The 18,559-nt window shown below is 31.7% G+C and carries 27 protein-coding genes and 1 pseudogene; all 28 read right to left on the bottom strand.

The window, feature by feature from the left end; translation table 4 throughout:
• Positions 1–16 precede the first annotated feature (16 nt).
• The 28 genes and pseudogenes from rplN to secY all read right to left on the bottom strand — a co-directional run bounded on the left by rplN (position 17) and on the right by secY (position 18,455).
• The gene (rplN, locus tag ACNQ12_RS02345; RefSeq protein WP_416754682.1) at positions 17–382 is read right to left on the bottom strand and encodes a 50S ribosomal protein L14; all 366 of its coding nucleotides are present in this window, start codon (positions 380–382) and stop codon (positions 17–19) included.
• Positions 382–651, bottom strand: coding sequence for a 30S ribosomal protein S17 (rpsQ, locus tag ACNQ12_RS02340; protein WP_416741784.1), 270 nt, complete (start codon positions 649–651; stop codon positions 382–384). Before rpsQ ends, rplN begins: the two co-directional genes overlap by 1 nt.
• A 2-nt stretch (positions 652–653) precedes the next feature.
• A complete protein-coding gene (gene rpmC, locus ACNQ12_RS02335; protein ID WP_416741783.1) occupies positions 654–848 on the bottom strand; it encodes a 50S ribosomal protein L29 in 195 nt (64 codons plus the stop codon).
• Positions 848–1,270, bottom strand: coding sequence for a 50S ribosomal protein L16 (gene rplP, locus ACNQ12_RS02330; protein ID WP_416754680.1), 423 nt, complete (start codon positions 1,268–1,270; stop codon positions 848–850). The genes rpmC and rplP overlap by 1 nt, the downstream gene beginning before the upstream one ends.
• Positions 1,270–1,923: a 30S ribosomal protein S3 gene (gene rpsC / locus ACNQ12_RS02325; RefSeq protein ID WP_418019300.1), complete on the bottom strand. Its 654-nt coding sequence runs from the start codon at positions 1,921–1,923 to the stop codon at positions 1,270–1,272. The genes rplP and rpsC overlap by 1 nt, the downstream gene beginning before the upstream one ends.
• Position 1,924: 1 nt before the next feature.
• Positions 1,925–2,266: a 50S ribosomal protein L22 gene (gene rplV / locus ACNQ12_RS02320; protein WP_416754676.1), complete on the bottom strand. Its 342-nt coding sequence runs from the start codon at positions 2,264–2,266 to the stop codon at positions 1,925–1,927.
• On the bottom strand, positions 2,266–2,544 hold the full coding sequence (gene rpsS, locus ACNQ12_RS02315) for a 30S ribosomal protein S19 (RefSeq protein WP_416738616.1): 279 nt from the start codon (positions 2,542–2,544) through the stop codon (positions 2,266–2,268). The genes rplV and rpsS overlap by 1 nt, the downstream gene beginning before the upstream one ends.
• Positions 2,544–3,389, bottom strand: a complete 846-nt coding sequence (gene rplB / locus ACNQ12_RS02310; RefSeq protein ID WP_416754674.1) for a 50S ribosomal protein L2 — start codon at positions 3,387–3,389, stop codon at positions 2,544–2,546. Before rplB ends, rpsS begins: the two co-directional genes overlap by 1 nt.
• Before the next feature lie 106 nt (positions 3,390–3,495).
• A complete protein-coding gene (gene rplW / locus ACNQ12_RS02305) occupies positions 3,496–3,969 on the bottom strand; it encodes a 50S ribosomal protein L23 (RefSeq protein WP_416754672.1) in 474 nt (157 codons plus the stop codon).
• On the bottom strand, positions 3,969–4,664 hold the full coding sequence (gene rplD / locus ACNQ12_RS02300) for a 50S ribosomal protein L4 (protein ID WP_416754669.1): 696 nt from the start codon (positions 4,662–4,664) through the stop codon (positions 3,969–3,971). Before rplD ends, rplW begins: the two co-directional genes overlap by 1 nt.
• Positions 4,665–4,798: 134 nt before the next feature.
• Positions 4,799–5,458, bottom strand: a pseudogene (rplC, locus tag ACNQ12_RS02295) (50S ribosomal protein L3); the annotation flags it as partial.
• Between the two features lie 27 nt (positions 5,459–5,485).
• Positions 5,486–5,794, bottom strand: a complete 309-nt coding sequence (rpsJ, locus tag ACNQ12_RS02290; RefSeq protein ID WP_416754667.1) for a 30S ribosomal protein S10 — start codon at positions 5,792–5,794, stop codon at positions 5,486–5,488.
• Positions 5,795–5,997: 203 nt separating this feature from the next.
• Complete coding sequence (locus ACNQ12_RS02285; RefSeq protein WP_416754665.1) at positions 5,998–6,339, bottom strand: thioredoxin family protein; 342 nt, start codon at positions 6,337–6,339, stop codon at positions 5,998–6,000.
• Positions 6,340–6,413: 74 nt separating this feature from the next.
• Positions 6,414–8,066: an MBL fold metallo-hydrolase RNA specificity domain-containing protein gene (locus ACNQ12_RS02280; RefSeq protein WP_416754663.1), complete on the bottom strand. Its 1,653-nt coding sequence runs from the start codon at positions 8,064–8,066 to the stop codon at positions 6,414–6,416.
• A 122-nt stretch (positions 8,067–8,188) separates the two neighbouring features.
• On the bottom strand, positions 8,189–9,622 hold the full coding sequence (gene pyk, locus ACNQ12_RS02275; protein ID WP_418037233.1) for a pyruvate kinase: 1,434 nt from the start codon (positions 9,620–9,622) through the stop codon (positions 8,189–8,191).
• A gap of 180 nt (positions 9,623–9,802) precedes the next feature.
• Positions 9,803–10,717 (bottom strand): MAG1430 family protein, encoded by a 915-nt coding sequence (locus ACNQ12_RS02270; protein WP_416754659.1) that lies wholly within the window; start codon positions 10,715–10,717, stop codon positions 9,803–9,805.
• Entirely contained in the window at positions 10,704–11,297 is a 594-nt protein-coding gene (gene yihA, locus ACNQ12_RS02265; RefSeq protein ID WP_418037235.1) for a ribosome biogenesis GTP-binding protein YihA/YsxC, read from the bottom strand. The genes ACNQ12_RS02270 and yihA overlap by 14 nt, the downstream gene beginning before the upstream one ends.
• The gene (gene coaD, locus ACNQ12_RS02260; protein WP_416754655.1) at positions 11,290–11,721 is read right to left on the bottom strand and encodes a pantetheine-phosphate adenylyltransferase; all 432 of its coding nucleotides are present in this window, start codon (positions 11,719–11,721) and stop codon (positions 11,290–11,292) included. Before coaD ends, yihA begins: the two co-directional genes overlap by 8 nt.
• Positions 11,711–12,904 carry an acetate/propionate family kinase gene (locus ACNQ12_RS02255; RefSeq protein WP_418037237.1) on the bottom strand — a complete coding sequence of 398 codons (1,194 nt, stop codon included), beginning with the start codon at positions 12,902–12,904 and terminating at the stop codon, positions 11,711–11,713. The genes coaD and ACNQ12_RS02255 overlap by 11 nt, the downstream gene beginning before the upstream one ends.
• Before the next feature lie 194 nt (positions 12,905–13,098).
• Positions 13,099–13,461 carry a 50S ribosomal protein L17 gene (gene rplQ / locus ACNQ12_RS02250; protein WP_416754651.1) on the bottom strand — a complete coding sequence of 121 codons (363 nt, stop codon included), beginning with the start codon at positions 13,459–13,461 and terminating at the stop codon, positions 13,099–13,101.
• A gap of 1 nt (position 13,462) precedes the next feature.
• Positions 13,463–14,473, bottom strand: a complete 1,011-nt coding sequence (locus ACNQ12_RS02245) for a DNA-directed RNA polymerase subunit alpha (RefSeq protein ID WP_416754650.1) — start codon at positions 14,471–14,473, stop codon at positions 13,463–13,465.
• Positions 14,474–14,501: 28 nt separating this feature from the next.
• On the bottom strand, positions 14,502–14,891 hold the full coding sequence (rpsK, locus tag ACNQ12_RS02240; protein ID WP_257089267.1) for a 30S ribosomal protein S11: 390 nt from the start codon (positions 14,889–14,891) through the stop codon (positions 14,502–14,504).
• Between the two features lie 2 nt (positions 14,892–14,893).
• On the bottom strand, positions 14,894–15,262 hold the full coding sequence (gene rpsM, locus ACNQ12_RS02235; protein WP_416738602.1) for a 30S ribosomal protein S13: 369 nt from the start codon (positions 15,260–15,262) through the stop codon (positions 14,894–14,896).
• A 13-nt stretch (positions 15,263–15,275) separates the two neighbouring features.
• Entirely contained in the window at positions 15,276–15,389 is a 114-nt protein-coding gene (gene rpmJ, locus ACNQ12_RS02230; protein WP_078746966.1) for a 50S ribosomal protein L36, read from the bottom strand.
• A gap of 10 nt (positions 15,390–15,399) precedes the next feature.
• Positions 15,400–15,600, bottom strand: a complete 201-nt coding sequence (infA, locus tag ACNQ12_RS02225) for a translation initiation factor IF-1 (RefSeq protein WP_465223544.1) — start codon at positions 15,598–15,600, stop codon at positions 15,400–15,402.
• Between the two features lie 15 nt (positions 15,601–15,615).
• Positions 15,616–16,362: a type I methionyl aminopeptidase gene (gene map, locus ACNQ12_RS02220; RefSeq protein ID WP_418019295.1), complete on the bottom strand. Its 747-nt coding sequence runs from the start codon at positions 16,360–16,362 to the stop codon at positions 15,616–15,618.
• A gap of 33 nt (positions 16,363–16,395) precedes the next feature.
• On the bottom strand, positions 16,396–17,061 hold the full coding sequence (locus ACNQ12_RS02215; RefSeq protein ID WP_416754647.1) for an adenylate kinase family protein: 666 nt from the start codon (positions 17,059–17,061) through the stop codon (positions 16,396–16,398).
• Positions 17,055–18,455, bottom strand: a complete 1,401-nt coding sequence (secY, locus tag ACNQ12_RS02210) for a preprotein translocase subunit SecY (protein ID WP_418019294.1) — start codon at positions 18,453–18,455, stop codon at positions 17,055–17,057. Before secY ends, ACNQ12_RS02215 begins: the two co-directional genes overlap by 7 nt.
• Between the last annotated feature and the right edge of the window lie 104 nt (positions 18,456–18,559).

Below are 18,559 nucleotides of genomic sequence, written 5' to 3'. Positions count from 1 at the left end.
TACTTTCCTTAAATCCTTATAATACTTCTGGTGCAAGTGAAACAATTTTAGGGAATTTTTCACGTAATTCACGAGCAACTGGTCCGAATACACGTGTTCCACGTGGTGTTAAATCTTCCTTAAGTAATACTACAGCGTTATCATCAAAACGAATGTATGAACCATTATCACGGTGTACTCCGTATGATGTTCTAACAACGACTGCTTTAACAACTTGACCTTCTTTTACCATTCCATTTGGAATAGCTTTTTTAACTGAACATACAATAATATCACCAATGTTTGCTACTTTCTTTCTTGACCCACCTAAGATACGGATAACTCCGATTTCTTTAGCACCTGAGTTATCAGCAACGTTTGCTTTTGATAATTCTTGTAACATTAGTTTTGTCCTTCTGTAGCAGCTTGTTTAACTTCAACTAGTCTGAAGTGTTTTGTTCTTGAAAGTGGTCTAGTTTCCATGATTAAAACAATATCTCCTAATTGAGCAACTTGGTTTTCATCGTGTACTGCAAATCTCTTTGTAGATTTAAAACGTTTTGAATATAATGGGTGTGTTTTGTATGTGTCAACTGCAACAATAATTGTTTTAGCTGATTTACCAGCAGAAACAACTGTACCAACAAGTGTTTTTCTTGTGTTTCTTTCCATAATTATTTAGCTCCTTTTTTTTCGTTTAAAGCTGTAAGAGCTTTAGCAATGTCTTTTCTAATAAGTGCAATTTTGTGTGTTTCTTTTAAATCACCTGTAACATTTCTGTATCTTAAAGTAAATAATTCTGCTTTAAGTTGAGCTACAAGAGTTTGTAATTCTTCAACTGATTTTTCTTTTAATTCCTTGTAAAGCATTATTTATCTCCTTCTTCTTTTTTAACGATTCTTCATTTAACAGGTAATTTGTGTCCAGCTAGACGTAGAGCATCACGTGCAACATCTTCTGGAACTCCACCAACTTCAAACATCATTGTATCTACTTTAACTGCTGTATATCATAATTCTGGTGTACCTTTACCTGAACCCATACGAACTCCGATAGGTTTAGATGTTTTGGCAAAGTGTGGGAATATACGGATAATAACTTGTCCTTCACGACCCATTCTACGTGTAGCAGCAATACGAGCTGACTCAATTTGACGAGCTGTTACTCATGCTGATGTTGTAGCTTGTAATCCGAATTCACCGAATGCTACTGTGTTTCCTTTTGTAGCTCTACGTTTGTCGTGTTTAACAACAAATGGTTTTCTGTATTTTGTTCTTTTTGGTTGAAGCATTATTTATTTTCCCCTTCCAAAATTTCACCTAATGATACTCAAACTTTAACACCAATAGCACCGTATGTTGTTCTAGCTGTTGCTGTAGCATAATCAACATTTTGTCTTAATGTATGTAATTTCATTTCACCTTCAGAATATCCTTCTGTACGAGCCATATCAACACCGTTAAGACGACCACTAACTGATGTCTTGATTCCTTTTGCTCCAGCACGCATTGCGTTTCTAATAGCAATTTTTTGTGCTGAACGGAAACTTTCACGGTTTTCTAATTTTGTAGCAATCATTTCTGCAAGTAATCTTGCATTTAAATCAGGGTTTTTAAGTTCAACAACTTGAATGTTTACATTTAAGTTTTTGTTCTTTAAGTTCTTTTGTAATTGAACTGTTAATTCTTGAACATTTTTTCCTTCTGTTCCAAGAATTGCTGCTGGTTTAGCTGTGTGAAGTATAACTGTAACTTTATTATCTCTGTTACGTTTAACTTCAACTTGACCAATTTGGTATTGACGCACTAATTTATCGAAAAATTTGTAGATTTTAGCATCTTCAACTAAATATGTTCCAAAGTTATCTTTGTCTGCGAATCATGTTGTGTTGTGTGCTTTTGTAACTCCATAACGGAATCCATTTGGATTAACTTTTTGTCCCATATTAATTTCTCTCCTCTAATACTACTGATAAATTAGATGTACGTTTTAAGATTGAGTAAGCACGTCCTTGACTTCTTGGTTGGAATCTCTTAAGAGTAGGGCCTTCATTTACATAAACTTCTTTTACATATAATTTAGTTGCATCCATGCCGTGATTGTGTGTAGCATTTGCAACTGCTGATTCTAATAACTTGATAAAAATAGGAGCTGATTTTTTGTTAACGTTGTGTAGAAGTCCTAATGCAACAGTAACATCTTTTCCTCTGAAAAGATTTGCTACTAATTTAGCTTTAGAAACACTAACTCTTTGTAATTTAACGTGTGCTTTTGCTTGTTGTGCCATTATTTCTTCTTACCTTTATCTGCACCATGACCTGAGAATGTTCTTGTTGGTGCGAATTCTCCTAATTTGTGTCCTACCATGTCATCTGTTACATAAACTTCTAAGAATTGTTTTCCGTTGTGTACTGCAAATGTTAATCCTACGAAGCTTGGGAAAATTGTAGAACGTCTTGATCAAGTTTTAATTGGTTTTTTTGGTGCATTTCCTTCAACGATTGCATCCACTTTTTTAAGTAAATGTTCGTCAGCAAATGGACCTTTTTTAAGACTACGTGCCATTATTTAGAATCCTTTCTTCTTCTTAAAATAAGTTTATTTGAAGATTTCTTAGTTTTTCTTGTCTTAACTCCAAGAGCTTTTTTACCTCAAGGTGTAAGTGGAGCTTTACGTCCAACTGGTTGCTTACCTTCCCCTCCACCATGTGGGTGGTCTACAGGGTTCATAACTGATCCACGTACTGTTGGTCTAATACCTTTATGTCTGTTGATTCCAGCTTTACCAACATTAACAAGTAAGTGTTCTTCATTTCCTACAACACCAATTGTTGCACGGCAACGAGATAAAATACGACGTGTTTCACCTGATTTTAATCTTAACACTACATATTTTCCATCTTCGTCTTTACCTAAGATTTGTGCAGAAGTTCCAGCTGAACGAGCTATAACCCCTCCACCTCCTGGTTGCATTTCAATGTTGTGTACGAATGTACCTTCAGGAATGTTTGCTAATGGTAATGAGTTACCCACCATAATATCAGCTTCTGTTCCTGAAACTACGATTTGTCCTAATTTAATACCTTTAGGAGCAAGGATGTATCTTTTTTCTCCATCTGCATATGCTAATAAACAAATGTTTGCTGATCTATTTGGATCATATTCAATTGTTTTAACGATTGCAGGGATGTTATCTTTGTTACGTTTAAAGTCTACAATTCTGTAGAATCTTTTAACACGCCCTCCGTGATGTCTAACAGTAATCTTACCTTGGTTGTTACGTCCAGCGTTGTTTTTTAAATTCACTAAAAGTGATTTTTCTGGAGCGTGTCCTGATAAGTTTGCTCTGTAATCAAGAGAAGACATGTTTCTACGACCATTTGTCGTTGGCTTATAATGTTTAATCGCCATTGTGTCTTTTCTCCTTTTGCTTAAAAATAGTTGGGGGTCTGTCTTTTAAGCAAGCTTTTTTACCCCATTAAATTAAATTGTTTTCCGAAAGTTCATCGGAGTATTATTATTCTCCACCAACTTTACGTTTTGTAGTAGCTTTTTTAGCAACTGTTTTTGTTGCTTTTGTAGCTGTTGATTTTTTAGCAGCTAATTTTGCAGCAGCTTTCTTTTCAACATCAGCGCTTTTAGCAGCTTTGTCAGCTTTTGCAGCTTCTTTTGCTTTTGTTTCTTCTGCAACTAATGTTGCTTCTTCTTCATCAGCTGGTAAGTAATTCATTTCTGAGCCAGCTTTTAAAGTAACCATAGCTTTTTTGTAACGGTTTGTAAATCCATGGAAACGTCCAACATTTTTAGGTTGTTTTTCAACTTTGATTGTTCTAACTGATTCAACTTTTACATTGAAAATTGTTTCGATAGCTTCAGCAATTTGATGTTTGTTAGCTTTGTAATCTACTTTGAAAGTGTAAACACCGTTAGCTCTTTGAATATCTGATTTTTCTGTAAGAACTGGTGCAATGATAACTCTTGTTAATTCCATTATTTAACTTTCCCTTCTAATAGTTTTAAGCTTTCGCTTGAAATAACCATAACATCTGCTCCGATTAATTTTTCAACTGTTAATGAGTTAGCTTTTGATAAAACAACATTTGGGATGTTTCTTGCTGATTTGTAAACAGTTTCACTTTCTGTAACGATTAATACGTTTCTTAAGTTGTTTAAGTTTAATTCAGCTAATTTAGCAGCCATAGCTTTTGTTGATACTGTTTCTAAAGCAAGATCATCTACTAATACTGCGTTGTCTTGAGCTAATAATGTTAATGCTGATACAAATGCAGCAAGTTTAACTTTTTTATTAACTTTTAATGAGTAGTTTCTGTTGGCTGTAGGACCAAATGCTCTACCTCCACCAACTCAAATAGGTGTACGTGTTGAGCTTGTTCTTGCACGTCCTGTACCTTTTTGTCTTCATGGTTTTTTACCTGAACCAGAAACTTCTGCACGTGATTTAACTTTGTGTGTTCCTTGTCTTCTTGAAGCTCTTTCTGAAAGAATTGAATCGAAAATTGCTTGTTCGTAAATTTTTTCACTTGCGAATAATTTAGCTGGTAATTCAGCTTTGTAAGCAGCTTTTGTAACATTTTTATCTTTAGCAACTGTTACTTTAGCTGATTTAGGAGCAGTAGCTTTTTTAGCTGTTGTTGCTTTTGTTGATTTTTTAACTGTTTCAGCCATAACTATTTATCTCCTTTTTCTTCGGCTTCTTGAATTAATGCTGATAATTCAGCTGAGTTCATACCAACTGTAACTTCAATGTTGAATTTTTTAGCTTTTTCGATTAATTCATTCATTAACATAACTTCTTCGATGTCAACAAGTTTAATTCCTTCACGGTTTGGAAGACCTTTAACTGCTTCCTTAACTACTACGAAAGATTTTTTAGGTCCTGGAATTGAACCTTTAATTAAAATTAAATTGTTTTTCACATCAACTTTAACGATTTCAAGGTTTTGAACTGTTGTTTTAACATTTCCAAGTTGCCCTGGCATTGTCATACCTTTAAACACTCTGTTACCTGCAATGTCTCCAAGTGATCCAGTTTGTCTAACAGGTTGAGACCCTCCACCTCCACCGTGAGATTTAGGTCCAATGTGTTGATTGTGTCTTTTAATTGTTCCGGCGAATCCTTTTCCTTTTGATGTTCCTGTAACATCTACTAATTCACCTGATGTAAATATGTCAGCTTTAATTTCACTTCCAAGTTCATAACCTGACATATCACGAACTTCTTTAACGAAGCGCTTAGGTGTTGTATCAGCTTTTTTAAAGTGACCTAATTCAGGTTTGTTAACACGATTTGCTTTTTTATCAAATACAGCAAGTTGAGTTGCAACGTAACCATTTTTGTCAGCTGTTAAAACTTTTGACACAACATTTGGTTGTACTTCTATTACAGTAACTGGAACACTTTTACCAGATTCTGTAAAAATTTGAGTCATACCAACTTTACGTCCTAAGATTCCTTTCATTTGTTCTCCTTAAATTGGGTATTAAATTTATTTTACTCTAACTTGAATATCCACACCAGCTGGTAATTCAAGTCTGTTTAATTTATCTTGTGTTTCAGCAGAAGGATTGGTAATTACAACTAATCTTTGGTGTGTTCTGCTTTCGAATTGTTCACGTGATTTCTTGTTAATGTGAACAGATCTTAAGATAGTAACTTCATCTCTTTTTGTAGGTAAAGGAATTGGTCCACTAACTTTTTCAGCACCAGCTGATTTTGCTACTGTAAAAATTTTCTTAGCAGCTTGATCAACTAATGAGTGGTCAAACCCTTTAACTTTGATATTTAGTTTACTCATGTGTGTTGTCTCCTTTTGTTCTTTTGAACAATAGCTCCTTTTAAAAAACCTAACTTGTCCTCAACAACTGAATCTTGGCAAGCTAGCAACCTTTAAAAATCATAGCTATAGTTGCTTTTCTATTATATTCAAAAAATAAAAAAACAGAAGGGTTTTTTCTGCTTATTTTTTTAACAACTGCTCTTGGTGTATCATTCACTTTATTATGAGATTTTTTTGCTAATTCAATTGCTTAAAATTTGAGTTGGCATGTACTCATAACCACGCTCTAAAATCTCACTGCCTTGAAGTAATAACATAGTTGGAACTTTAAGAATTTTTCATTTATTATCATGCTCTCTAAATAGTTTAGCTTCCTCAGCATCAATGTTAATAAAAGTAATTTTGCTATTATGCTCATATTCATTAGCAACTGATTCAACAATTGGTTTCATCATTTTACAATCGCCACATCAGCTTGTAGTAAAATTCAAAAATAATAAGTGGTCAGCTGGATTTTTTTCAATTACAGCTTGAGCATCTTTTCATGACATTTGTTTAAACATGATTTAACCTCCTTTCTAGATAAAAAACACATTTATCTGTATTATTTTACAGTATAAATGTGTTTTTTGAATTATTAAATTGTAGTTAATGTTAAAGCTACCATTGGATCTTTATCTTTTAACTTAAAGATCTTTTTACGGATAGTCTTTCTTAATTTTTCATTAACTTCTCTCATTGAAGTAAATGATTTTGTTTTAAAAACTTCAACAATTAAATCAGTAATTAGTGCATTAGTTTCTTCAATTTCACTTTGGTCAATTACTCCAATATAACTGATATGTAATTGGCCAACAATTTTCTTAGTTTTAGGTGAATAAAGGCCATTGATAACAATCACTCCTTCTCTACCCAGTGCTTCTCTTTCTGCAATAACTTCTGAAGAAATATCCCCCACACCAAAACCATCAATTATTGTGTTTCCGACTTCTTTAATTTTTCCATTATGGCTAAATAACTTATCACCTTGAAAGTGTGCTATTTTACCATTTAATAGTATTATTGGGTCAATACTTTGCTTTTTACCTAGCTCCTCACTAATATACTCACTAGCCCCAACTAAATAACGATATAATCCTTGTGTAGGAACAAAGTAACTTGGTTTAAGATGTTTTACTAGGTTTAATAAATCTTCTTTTGTTGGACGTAAGTAAAAGTAATCATTATCCAAAATCTCATAAATATTAGGTGTAATTTTAGCAACTAAATCCATCATTTCTGCATATTTAGATTCTAGCCCATTAACTGGTGGTGCCATAAGTACCATAGTGTCATCATTATTAAGTTTTAAATAAACATCTTTATCTGATGCAATTCTTTCAAAACGATTGTATAAGCGTTCTGTTGCTGCTGTTACTAAAACAACTGCATTATCATATTTAGCAATTGATTTATAATCAACCACCTCAGGAAGCTTAACATTATCACTAAATTTAGAAATTAAATATAATAAATCAGCATATGTTTTACCATAAGGAATAATTGGACGATTGTATTTAATAGCTAAATCTATTACTTGTTGAATTGAGACCATTTCCTCACCATAAGCTCCTACAATAATTCTTTTATTCTTATCAGTATTTTCAAAAGCTAAACTAAGTTTTGGATTTGATTTATATTTATCAATAGCACGACCAGCTACATTGCTACGCCCTGCATCTGTTACTAAAGCGATAATTGGTTTATGACTAAAATAATTAGCCAATGATTTAAAACTAGTTCTACCATAAATCCCTAAATCACCTTCTACATAGTTAAACATAAATAAATAGTCACCTGCAGTAGTAGAAAAATTAAATCCTGTATTCCCGGGCATTGAACCGGTTAAATTGAATGGTATAACATCGACTGAACCAATTCTAGTTTTACCTCTTAATGTGCTAATTTTAAAACTTTTTTGATCAATTCCATATTTAGAGATTCTTTCAAGTACCATAACTTTATTAAAAGCTGATGTATAAATTTGCAAGTTAGGAATTTTCATTAATAGTCAAGGTAAAGCTGAAAATGTCTCATTCTTGATGTCAGTGATAAAAATACCCTTAATTTTATCTTTGTTTTTAATTAAATAACTAAAATCAGGAATTAAGGTATCTACTCCATTATTTGCATCAATAGGTACTTTTACCCCTGCATTAATTACATAAATATCATCATTATGTTCAAAAACATAACAGTTTTTGCCATTTTCGTCTTGCCCACCTAAGGCAAAAATATTAACATTATCCATTGTTTTCTCCTGCGTATTATTTTGTGATTGTATGAAAATTAATAATTGTTTATTAACTAGCTTAATTATAACATTAAAGTAAAAAAATATCCGCTACAATTAGCGAATATTTAAATAGTTAATTATTTAACAACGTGTTCTGTAATAACGTCATTTTCAACAACTAAGAATTGGTCACCTTTTTGAATTCCATATGGTTCAAGAGCTGTAACAGCATTTTTGTGATCTTTCTTAATTAATGGGAATAAAGCTTCAGAATCAACAGATGTTCAAACACTTGAATATGATCCGAAAGCATTTACTAATAATGGGTTGTTAACTACACCAATGATTGTTGAATTTGGTCTAAATTTAGCAACTTCTTTTAATAATGTTCCAGTTCTAGATAATGTAACAACAAATTTGTATTTTCCATCTTTTGTTTTTTCAGCAATTTTGTAAGCGATTTGTGAACGTTTGTTTGATTGGTCTGAGTTTGCTCATACTTTTTCAAGTTGCACATCGTAGTAATTTCTTGCGTAGAATTCTTTTTCAGCTCTTCTTGAGATAGCAGACATTGTTTTAACAGCTTCAAGTGGAAATAGTCCATTTGCACTTTCTCCTGAAAGCATTGTAGAATCAGCACCTAATTCAACTGCATAGTAAACATCTGTTACTTCTGCACGTGTTGGGTGAGGTGAGTTTTCCATTGAGTCAAGCATTTGAGTTGCAACTATAACTGGTTTACCTGCTTCACGACATTTTCTAATCATCATTTTTTCATAGTAAGGAACATCATAGTAAGGGATTTCAAGTCCTAAGTCACCACGAGCAACCATAATACCATCAGATGCTTCAATGATTTCATCAATGTTTACACATCCTAAATAAGATTCAATTTTTGAGAAAATTTGAATGTGACTTCCACCATTTTCATCAAGTAATTTTCTTAATTCTTTAACATTACGTGCTGAGTTAACGAATGAAGCAGCAACATAGTTAATTCCGTTTTCAATACCGAATTTAACATCGTTAATGTCTTTTTCAGCTAAGAATGGTAGTGAGAAGTCAACACCTGGTAAGTTAACACGTTTATTTGTTTTTAATTTATGTGTGTTTTCTGCTTTGACTTTAACATATCCTTTACCTACTTCAGTAACAACTGTTGAAAGTTTACCATCATCAATTAAAACTTGATTTCCTACAGCTAAATCTTGTGCCATATCATAAGCAACTGTAATTTCTGTAGCTGTTCCTTCTAAAGTTTGATACTTATCACTTGTTGTGTGAATTAAAACTTCAGAACCTGATTGTACTACTTGAGCACCATCTTTCATTTTTCCGATACGAATTTCTGGTCCTTTTGTATCTAACATTAATGAAACAGGGATTTTAAGTTCTTGAGAAACTCTTTTTCCTAATTTAAATTTGTTTAATTGTTCTTCGTGTGAACCATGGCTAAAGTTAGCTCTAATTGTTGTAACACCATTTTCCACAAGTGAAAGTAACATATCATAGTTATCACTTGATGGACCGATAGTAGCTACTAATTTAGTTCTTTTATCAGTAATTTTCATAATACTCCTATAAGTAATTTTTATATATGTATTTTATCACTAATAACAATAATTTAAAAAATTTATTTCTTACCTATTTTTTTAAAAATTAAGGATTCCAAAAGTGTATTTTCACCTTTATTTTCGAGGGTAAAGTATAAAAAAACCTTGTTAATTCAAAAATTAACAAGGAAAAAAGTATTAAGCTTCGACTTTTTCAGATGCTTTAAAAATATTATTAAATGTTTCGCTACCTTCAGCACCATTATCAGGATAAGAACTTATTACATTAGTTAAATTGCTAGTAGTTGCTGCAAGCACTTGATAGCCATAAGTATATTGGATAGTTACATCCTCATCTTTAAAACTTAAGGTAACTTTATTTCAATCAATTGCAGTAACAGGTGCTACATTAAAATCAAAATATTTCTTAAATCAAGTCTCACGATCTAAAGCAGTTTGACTTGATTTTGATGCATTTTCTAACATTTCATAATAATTGGCTTTTAACTTAGCAATTGAATCAAAATCATGCTTAATATCAGAGTCTTTAGGTGTAACTTTAATTGTATTATTTGTTTTATAAGGGTTATATTCAGAAAACTTTTTGAACCCTGATAATGTGTACACTTTAATTACATTATCTTTTAATGATGGGTCTTGCTCTTTCATAGCATTTGTAACTGGATATGTTACCTCTAGGTAGAGCACACCCTCAAGATCATTAGCATATGATTTAAATTTAATTAATGAATAATTGTTTTTGTCAAAAATTGCTTCTAATGGTTTTGACTTATCATATAAGTAAAATTGTTTTTTCTCATTAGGGCTGATAACTTCATTTTGAGTTAACAATTTTTCAATTTTTAACTCTTTACTTCAAGCATCACTATCTCATTTTTCTCTTATAGCTTGAAGTGGATTTGTTGCGTATTGTGAAGCAAGTACATTTTGGTTCAAACTAGAAGTTTTTTGCAATTGATATTTTCCTAATTCTTGTACTATAGTTAATTTCTTTTGTTGCTGAGTGATAGAAATAGAAGTACCAATTATCCCACCAATAGCAAATGCTCCAATTATTCCATAAGCTAAAAATATTTTATTACTTTTCTTCATAATTTTCTCCTGATAGTGTATCGTTAATATCATTAATTAAATCATTAATTCCAACTTTTGTTTCACTTGAAACAATAAAATATTGAAATGGCCCATAATGCTGTCTTGCAACTTGAATATCTTTTAATAATTGATGTTTTTCTTTTTGTTTTAATTTATCAGCCTTGGTGTAAACAATTTTGAAATTAATTCCAACACGAGTTAAAAATTCAATTGGTTCAACATCAGTTTTAGTAATACCGTGTCTAGCATCAATTAATAAATATAAACATTTAAGATTGTTACGATTGATAATATATTCATCAATCATTTTATTCATTTCAACTAAAATGCTATTTGAAACTTTAGCATATCCATACCCAGGCAAGTCTACAAAGACTGCTCCATGCTCATTTTGGAAGAAATTTAATAATTGTGTTCTTCCTGGTGTTTTAGAAACCTTGGCAAGCTTCTTATTTGCAACTATAGTATTAATTAATGAGCTTTTGCCAACATTTGAACGTCCTCAAAACGCAATTTCATTATATGGATGCTCATATCAATTTTCTTTTTTTGAAGCTGATTTTATGAATTTAAACATTGAATTTTTCCTTATGTCTTATTAATGTAGATTGGTATTTAATATCATTACAATCTGGGACTATTAAAATAGTTTCAAGCTCTGGATTTAGTTCTTTATTTCCACAAGCTAGCTCTAATTCATAATGATAGTCACTATTGCTTCTAGCACTACGGATTAGCCATTTAACACCTAGCTCTTTAGCTAGCTGTGCTGTTAGTTTTGTTTTATTTTGTAGCACAATTACCCTGGAATCATCACGATACAAATCTTTTATAATTTGATAATTTGTTTCGACTTGATCATAGTTATTTTTATCAGGATTTCATGTGACAACAAGATAAATAGAATCAAACAATTGCAAAGATTTTTTTACAATTGCTTGATGGCCTTGATGGAAAGGATCAAATGATCCTGCATACAAAGCAAATTTATTATTTTGCATAAATTTCTAATGCATTACGTGCAATAACTAATTCTTCATTAGTACGGATAACGTAAACTTTTACTTCACTATCTGGTGATGAAATTAGTGCATATTCATCGAATGGAGCATTATTAGCTTCATTGTCGAGTTTAATGTTTTTAAAGAATAATTTGTCAATAACCATTTGTCTAATTAATGCTACATTTTCACCAATTCCAGCTGTGAACACTATAGCATCTGGGTTTCCACCGATTTTATTTGCATATAATGCAGTATAATCAGCAATTTTTTGTGCATATAATTCTAGCGCAAATGCTGCATCTTCGTTTCCATTGCGAGCAGCTGCAGTAATATCACGCATATCACTTGACACTGTTGAAACTCCATATAAACCACTTTGTTTATTTAAAACATTGGTAAATTCTTCAATACTCATTCCTGTTTGTTTGCATACAAATTCATGAATAGAAGGATCAATATCACCACTTCTTGTACCCATCATAATTCCTGCAAGTGGTGTTAATCCCATTGATGTGTCAAATGATTTTGAATCTTTAATAGCACATAAACTACCACCATTCCCTAGGTGTAAATTAACAAATGTAACAGTTTCTTTACCTAAAATTTCAGCCAATTTTTCTGAAATGTATTGGTGTGAAATCCCATGTGCACCATAACGTTTAATTTTGTATTGTTCTGTCAATTTCTTAGGAATTGCATAAGTTCCATTAATTTTATTAATTGTTGTGTGGAATGCAGTGTCAAAGTCAGCAGATAATTTAGCATGTGGGAAAACTTTTCTAAATCCTAATATTGCTTGTACTGCGCCTGGGTTATGTAAAGGTGCATACATTGAACATTCATCAATTAAAGCAATCTCTTTATCTGTTACTTTAGTTGTGCGATCGAAATGTGTTCCCCCTTGAACAATTCTAAAACCAATGTTAGAAATTTCATCAGGGTTAGAAATTAAGTTAATTTCTTGCATTAATTTATATAGCTCATTGACTGCTTCTTCATGCGTAGGCATAGCTACAACTTTTTCGTATTTTTCACCATTGTATTTTAAAACGATATTACCTTCTGGTAAAGTAATTCTTTCAGCAATACCACTTGCGATTAGTTCTAAAGTTTCTTTATTAAATAAACTTAATTTAATTGAACTACTTCCAGCATTAATAACTAAAACTTTTTGATTCATTTCTTTCTCCTTTATTGCTTTTATTAAGCTATTTTTCATTTTAAATTTACAACAAGCTTATTTTTTAAAATAGCTGTTAATTAATAGCTTAATTATACCAATTATTCATTTTTTTATCATAGGATAAAGCTATAAAAAAGCACTTATCTGATTATTCGATAAGTGCCTAATTGCGTGTAATTAAAATTGTAAAATTAAACTAATTCAATAATTGCCATACGTGTTGAATCACCTTGACGACGAGGTAATTTGATAATTCTTGTGTATCCACCATTTCTTTCAGAATATTTTGGTGCAATATCTTCGAATAAGTATTTTAATACTTCTTTTCCATCTTTTGTTTGAATTGGACGTAAATAAGCAGCAACAGCACGTCTGTTAGCTAATGTTGGGTTTTTAGCTTTTTGAATCATTCTTTCAGCGTGTCTTCTTACTTCTTTTGCTCTTGTTAAAGTTGTTACGATTCTACCGTTAACATATAATTCGCTCACTAATGAACGCATTACACCATTTCTTCATTTTGTATCACGTGAATAAATTTGAGTTGGATTTGCCATATTACTCATCTCCTTCTTTTAATTCGTAACCATATTCTTTTAATTTGTCTATGATTTCTTGAATTGATTTTTTACCTAAGTTCTTTGTTTGTTCAAGTTGATTCAATGTAAGTTCTCTAATTTGAGATAATTTAGTTCTTTTAATTCTCTTAAGAGCATTAGCTGAACGGACTGAAAGTCCCATTTGAGCAATATCTAAATCATCTTCTTCTTTTTCTTCAACTTTTGGTGCTTCTTCTTCAAAAATATCAAGTTTCATGTCTTCTACTGATCCTATTACTTGGAATAATCCCATTAGAATTTCAGCAGCTGATTTAATAGCATCTTTAGCTTTTACAGTTCCATCAGTATGAATTGTAAAGTCTAATTTTTCTTCTAATTTTGGTGATGATGAGTTTAATTCAGAAACTGAATATGCAACTTTTGTAATTGGCGAGAAGTTTGAATCAATAGCAATAAAGTTAGCCTTTTTAATATCTGTTAAAGCTGCTAATTCTGCTTCTCTTTTTGATACATAAGCTTTATTTTCATCAAATGACATGTATCCACGTCCTGGACGTAAATATAATTCTAGATTTAATGCATTTTCACTTGAAACTGTTGCTAGATACACATTGTGATCTAGAACTTGCACACTTGGATTGTTAACAACTTTTAAAGATCTAGCTGTAACAGGCCCAACTGCATCTGAAGATAAAGTTACTTTAATAATTTCATTATCTGATACTTCATTGGCATCATATGTGAATCTAACTTTTCTTAGGTTCATAAATAAACTTGGTACATCTTCAACTACATCTTTAATAGTTTGGAATTCATGTGTAACACCTTCAACTCTCACGCAGAATGGTGCTAAGGCTGTAACACTTGAAAGTAGTGTACGTCTAAGCGCAACTCCTAAAGTGTTAGCATATCCTCTTTCTAAACCTTGTAAAGAAAATGTAGTTTCATATTCACTAGTTTCTCTAATTTGTGGTTTTTCTAAATAATTTGGTTTTTTAAATTTTTCCATTGTTTGTACCTTCCTATATGTTTACGAATTATTTCTTCATACGTTCACGTTTTAAAATACGTTTTGGAGGTCTTGTTCCATTGTGTGGAACTGGTGTAACATCTTTGATTTCTGTAACTGTAATTCCGCTAACTTCGATTTGTTTTCTTGCAGCATCTTTACCAGCTCCAAGTCCCTTTAATTCAACTTTAACTGTTTTGATTCCGTGTTCTTTAGCAGCTTCAGCAGCAGCTTGTGCAGCTAAACCAGCAGCATATGGAGTCTTTTTCTTTGTACCTTTGTATCCAATTGCACCAGCTGATGATCAAGCAATAACATTACCATTTTCATCTGCAAATGTAACAATTGTATTTTGGTTTGTTGAGTGGATGTGAGCAACACCACTTGTAATGTTCTTTTTCTTTGTTTTACGTGCCATGATTATTTACCTTTCTTTCCAGCAACTGTTTTTCTAGGTCCTTTACGTGTACGAGCATTTTTCTTAGTACTTTGTCCACGTACTGGTAATCCTTTACGGTGTCTCATTCCACGGTAACATTTAATTTCCATTAAACGTTTGATGTTTAAACTTACTTCTCTACGTAAGTCACCTTCAGTTGTATATTCTTTAGCAATTTCACGGATTCTTGATAATTCTTCTTCTGATAAGTCTTTTACACGAGCATCTTCGCTGATGTTTGCTTTAGCACAGATTTCTTTTGCTAATGAGTTTCCAATTCCATAAATGTATGTTAATGAAATAACAACACGTTTATTGTTAGGAATTTCAACGTTTAAAATTCTAGCCATTTAATTTCCCTTCTTATCCTTGTCTTTGTTTGTGTTTTGGTTGTTCACAAATAACACGGATAATTCCTTTACGTTTGATAATTTTACAGTCTTTACACATTTTCTTAACACTTGCTCTAACTTTCATTAGTTCTCCTTTATTTGTGTCGGTATGTAATACGTCCTTGAGTTAAATCATAAGGACTTACTTCTACATCTACTGCATCTCCAGGTAAGATTCTAATGTGGTTTACTCTCATTTTACCTGAGATATGCGCTTTAATTACTACGCCATTTTCTAATTCTACAGAATAATCATCTGTTGAATATGCTTCTTTAACAATGCCTGTTAGTTTAATTGCGTCTTTAGCCAATTAAATTCCTTTCGTAAGAATGACACCTTTGCCATTCTTAATTAATACTGTATGTTCATAATGTGCGTTATTACTTCCATCAGCACTAATTACAGTTCATCCATCCTTAAGAGTTTTAATCTTAGGATATTGCGTAATCATTGGTTCGATACAAATTACCATGCCATCCCTTAGCAGTGGTCCTGTACCTTTTACACCATCATTTGGAACATAAGGGTCTTCATGTAACTTACGCCCTATTCCGTGGCCACAGAATTCTGCTGGTGTATAATATCCATTTTCTTTAATGTATTTACCAATAGCATAAGAGACATCCCCTACTCTTGCACCTTTTTTGATTGCATGAAATCCAGCATAAAATGATTCTTTTGCTACATCAATTAATTTTTGATCAGCTGCTGAAATTTTGCCAACCCCTTTGGTAAATGCACTATCGCTATTATATCCTTCTCAAATGCATCCTAAATCAACACTGATTAGGTCACCTTCTTTAAGAATGTAATTGCTTGGTATACCATGTATCAATTGTTCGTTTACAGATATACATGCTGTAGCAGGAAAACCATATAACCCTTTAAATGCAGGCTTAGCTCCCCGTTTTATTATTTCTTTAAAAGCCAATTGATCAATATCTTTTAAAGAAACACCTGGTCTTACAAAGTCCCAAATAATTTGTTTGACTTCTGCCAAGATTTTACAAGATTTAGAAATTTTTTCGATTTCTGATGGATTTTTAATAGTTATCATAGTAAAAATCCTTTCTACTTTATTCTAAAGTTTTTATATTTTATCATTTTTTTCAAGTAATTTAAGAACTTTATCTGCCACTAAATCAGGGGTTTGCGAAGCATCTATTACATTTAATTCATTTAAATCAGCATAATAGTCTAATAATGGTTTAGTTTGTTCTTCATATAAATCTAATCTATGTGCAATTCTTTCTTCTGTATCATCTTGTCTTTGAATTAATTCACCGCCGCATAGGTCACATGTACGATTATCCTTTGAAGGTTTATATTTTACATGGTAACTCTCTGAACATTTTGAGCAAGTTCTTCTTCCGCTTAAACGATCTAAAATAATTGATTTATCTACCTTGAGTTCAACAACCACAAATTTAAAGTCATTTAATGTTTTTAAAAATTCTGCTTGAGCTATTGTTCGAGGGAATCCATCAAGGATAAAATATTTATTTTCTTTCTTTAATTTTTCTAGTGCATTCTTAACAATTGCATTAGTAATTTCATCAGGTACATATCCGCCTGTTGTAACAATATTTTTTACTTTTAATCCTAATTCTGTTTGTTCTTCTATTTCTTTTCTAAATATATTTCCTGTAGAAACGTGGATTAAATTGCTTTTGCTTGCAATTAATGAGGCTACAGTCCCTTTTCCAGCTCCAGGCTGCCCCATAAAAATAATGTTAGTTTTTAAATTGTTTATCATAATAGTCCTTCGACGCTATTAGCTTCATAGTTTTCGATATTTTTCATTGATTCTCTCTTAGCTTTAGCTAATCTATATGTTTTTCTACGAGCTTGTAATTGGCTCACTGTTTCTAGTGATACACTAACTAAAATCATTAATCCTGTACCACCGAATGAAATTACGCTTGGTAGAATTCCAGCCATAATTTCAACAAATTGCATTCCACCTAATATTAGTAAGTAAATAGATGAGAAAACACTTAATCTAAACACAATAGCAATTAAATAGTCTTGTGTTTCTTCGCCTGGTCTAACTCCAGGAATAAATGTTGAATTCTTTGCAAAGTCTTCAGCAATTTTATCAACTTTTGATTGTTGAATTCCCATTACTAATGAAAATGCAAAAATAATAACTAATAATAGTGTAAATCCAATAGGTTGAGTAAATTGTAAGTTTTGGTTAATTCATTGTTTAGAAGCATTTGTATCTGGAAGTATATTAGCAATCATAGTAGGGAATGATAATACCATCATAGCAAAAATAATAGGCATAATTCCACCCGGGTTTAATTTGATAGGTAAATTACCCATATCTTTTTTATTCTTAGATCTACCGGCTCCTATTTGTTGAATAGGTATGTGTCTTTCTGCTGTGTAGACAATAGCAATAATCATAATAATTACTAAATACACTAATATGTATGTCGTAAAGTTTACAATTCCAACTAATGAACTAGAAAGTTTAGAAGGTTCTAATCCGATATAGTGGATGAATGCTTCTTTAAACTGAAATGGAAGTCTAGCTGCAATACCTGTAAAGATAATTAAACTTGTTCCATTTCCAACACCTTTATTTGTTATTTGCTCTGAAATAAATAAAGCAAATAATGATGTAGCAGTAAGCATAACTGGAAGTATAAAATAAGCCATTGTAGCTTCAGATATCCCTGTACCTGCTAAATCAAAACCAATAAATGAATTTCTTCCTCCTGCCGTTAATGTTTTGAGCAAGAATACAGCTTGAGGATATGAAATAATAAGTGTGAGAAACCTAGTTATTACATTTATCTTTCTTCTTCCTTGAGGCCCACTTTGACTCAATTTATGAACTGGTGGGAATATTTTTGACTGAAGAATCATCATTATCAATGAGGCATTGATGAATGGGCTGATTCCTAATGCAAATAATGAGAATTGTCTTAATCCACCACCACCAATTAAATTAAGAGTGTTCAAAAAAGAGTTATTACCAATTTCATCTGCATTTACAAGTCTTACAAATGGAACAGTAATTGTTGTACCCATAATATAAATTATTAAAAGGAATGAAGTAAAAATAACCTTCTTGGTTAATTCTTTATTGCTTCAGAAATTATTTCATTGGTTCTTTATTTTAAATATTAAAGTGCGCAAAATTTCCCCTTTTTTTGTATTACAGCGTAATTATATCTTATTTTTGAAAATAAAAAAACGCCTTTAGCGTTATTTATATATTCTTTGGAAACTGAATAGTAATT

It is taken from the genome of Mycoplasma paraquilae (genome assembly GCF_048284415.1).
GTDB lineage: Bacteria > Bacillota_I > Bacilli_A > Mycoplasmatales > Metamycoplasmataceae > Mycoplasmopsis.
The sequence above is the reverse complement of the archived record's forward strand: the minus strand, read 5'-3'. Positions and strand labels throughout refer to the sequence as shown.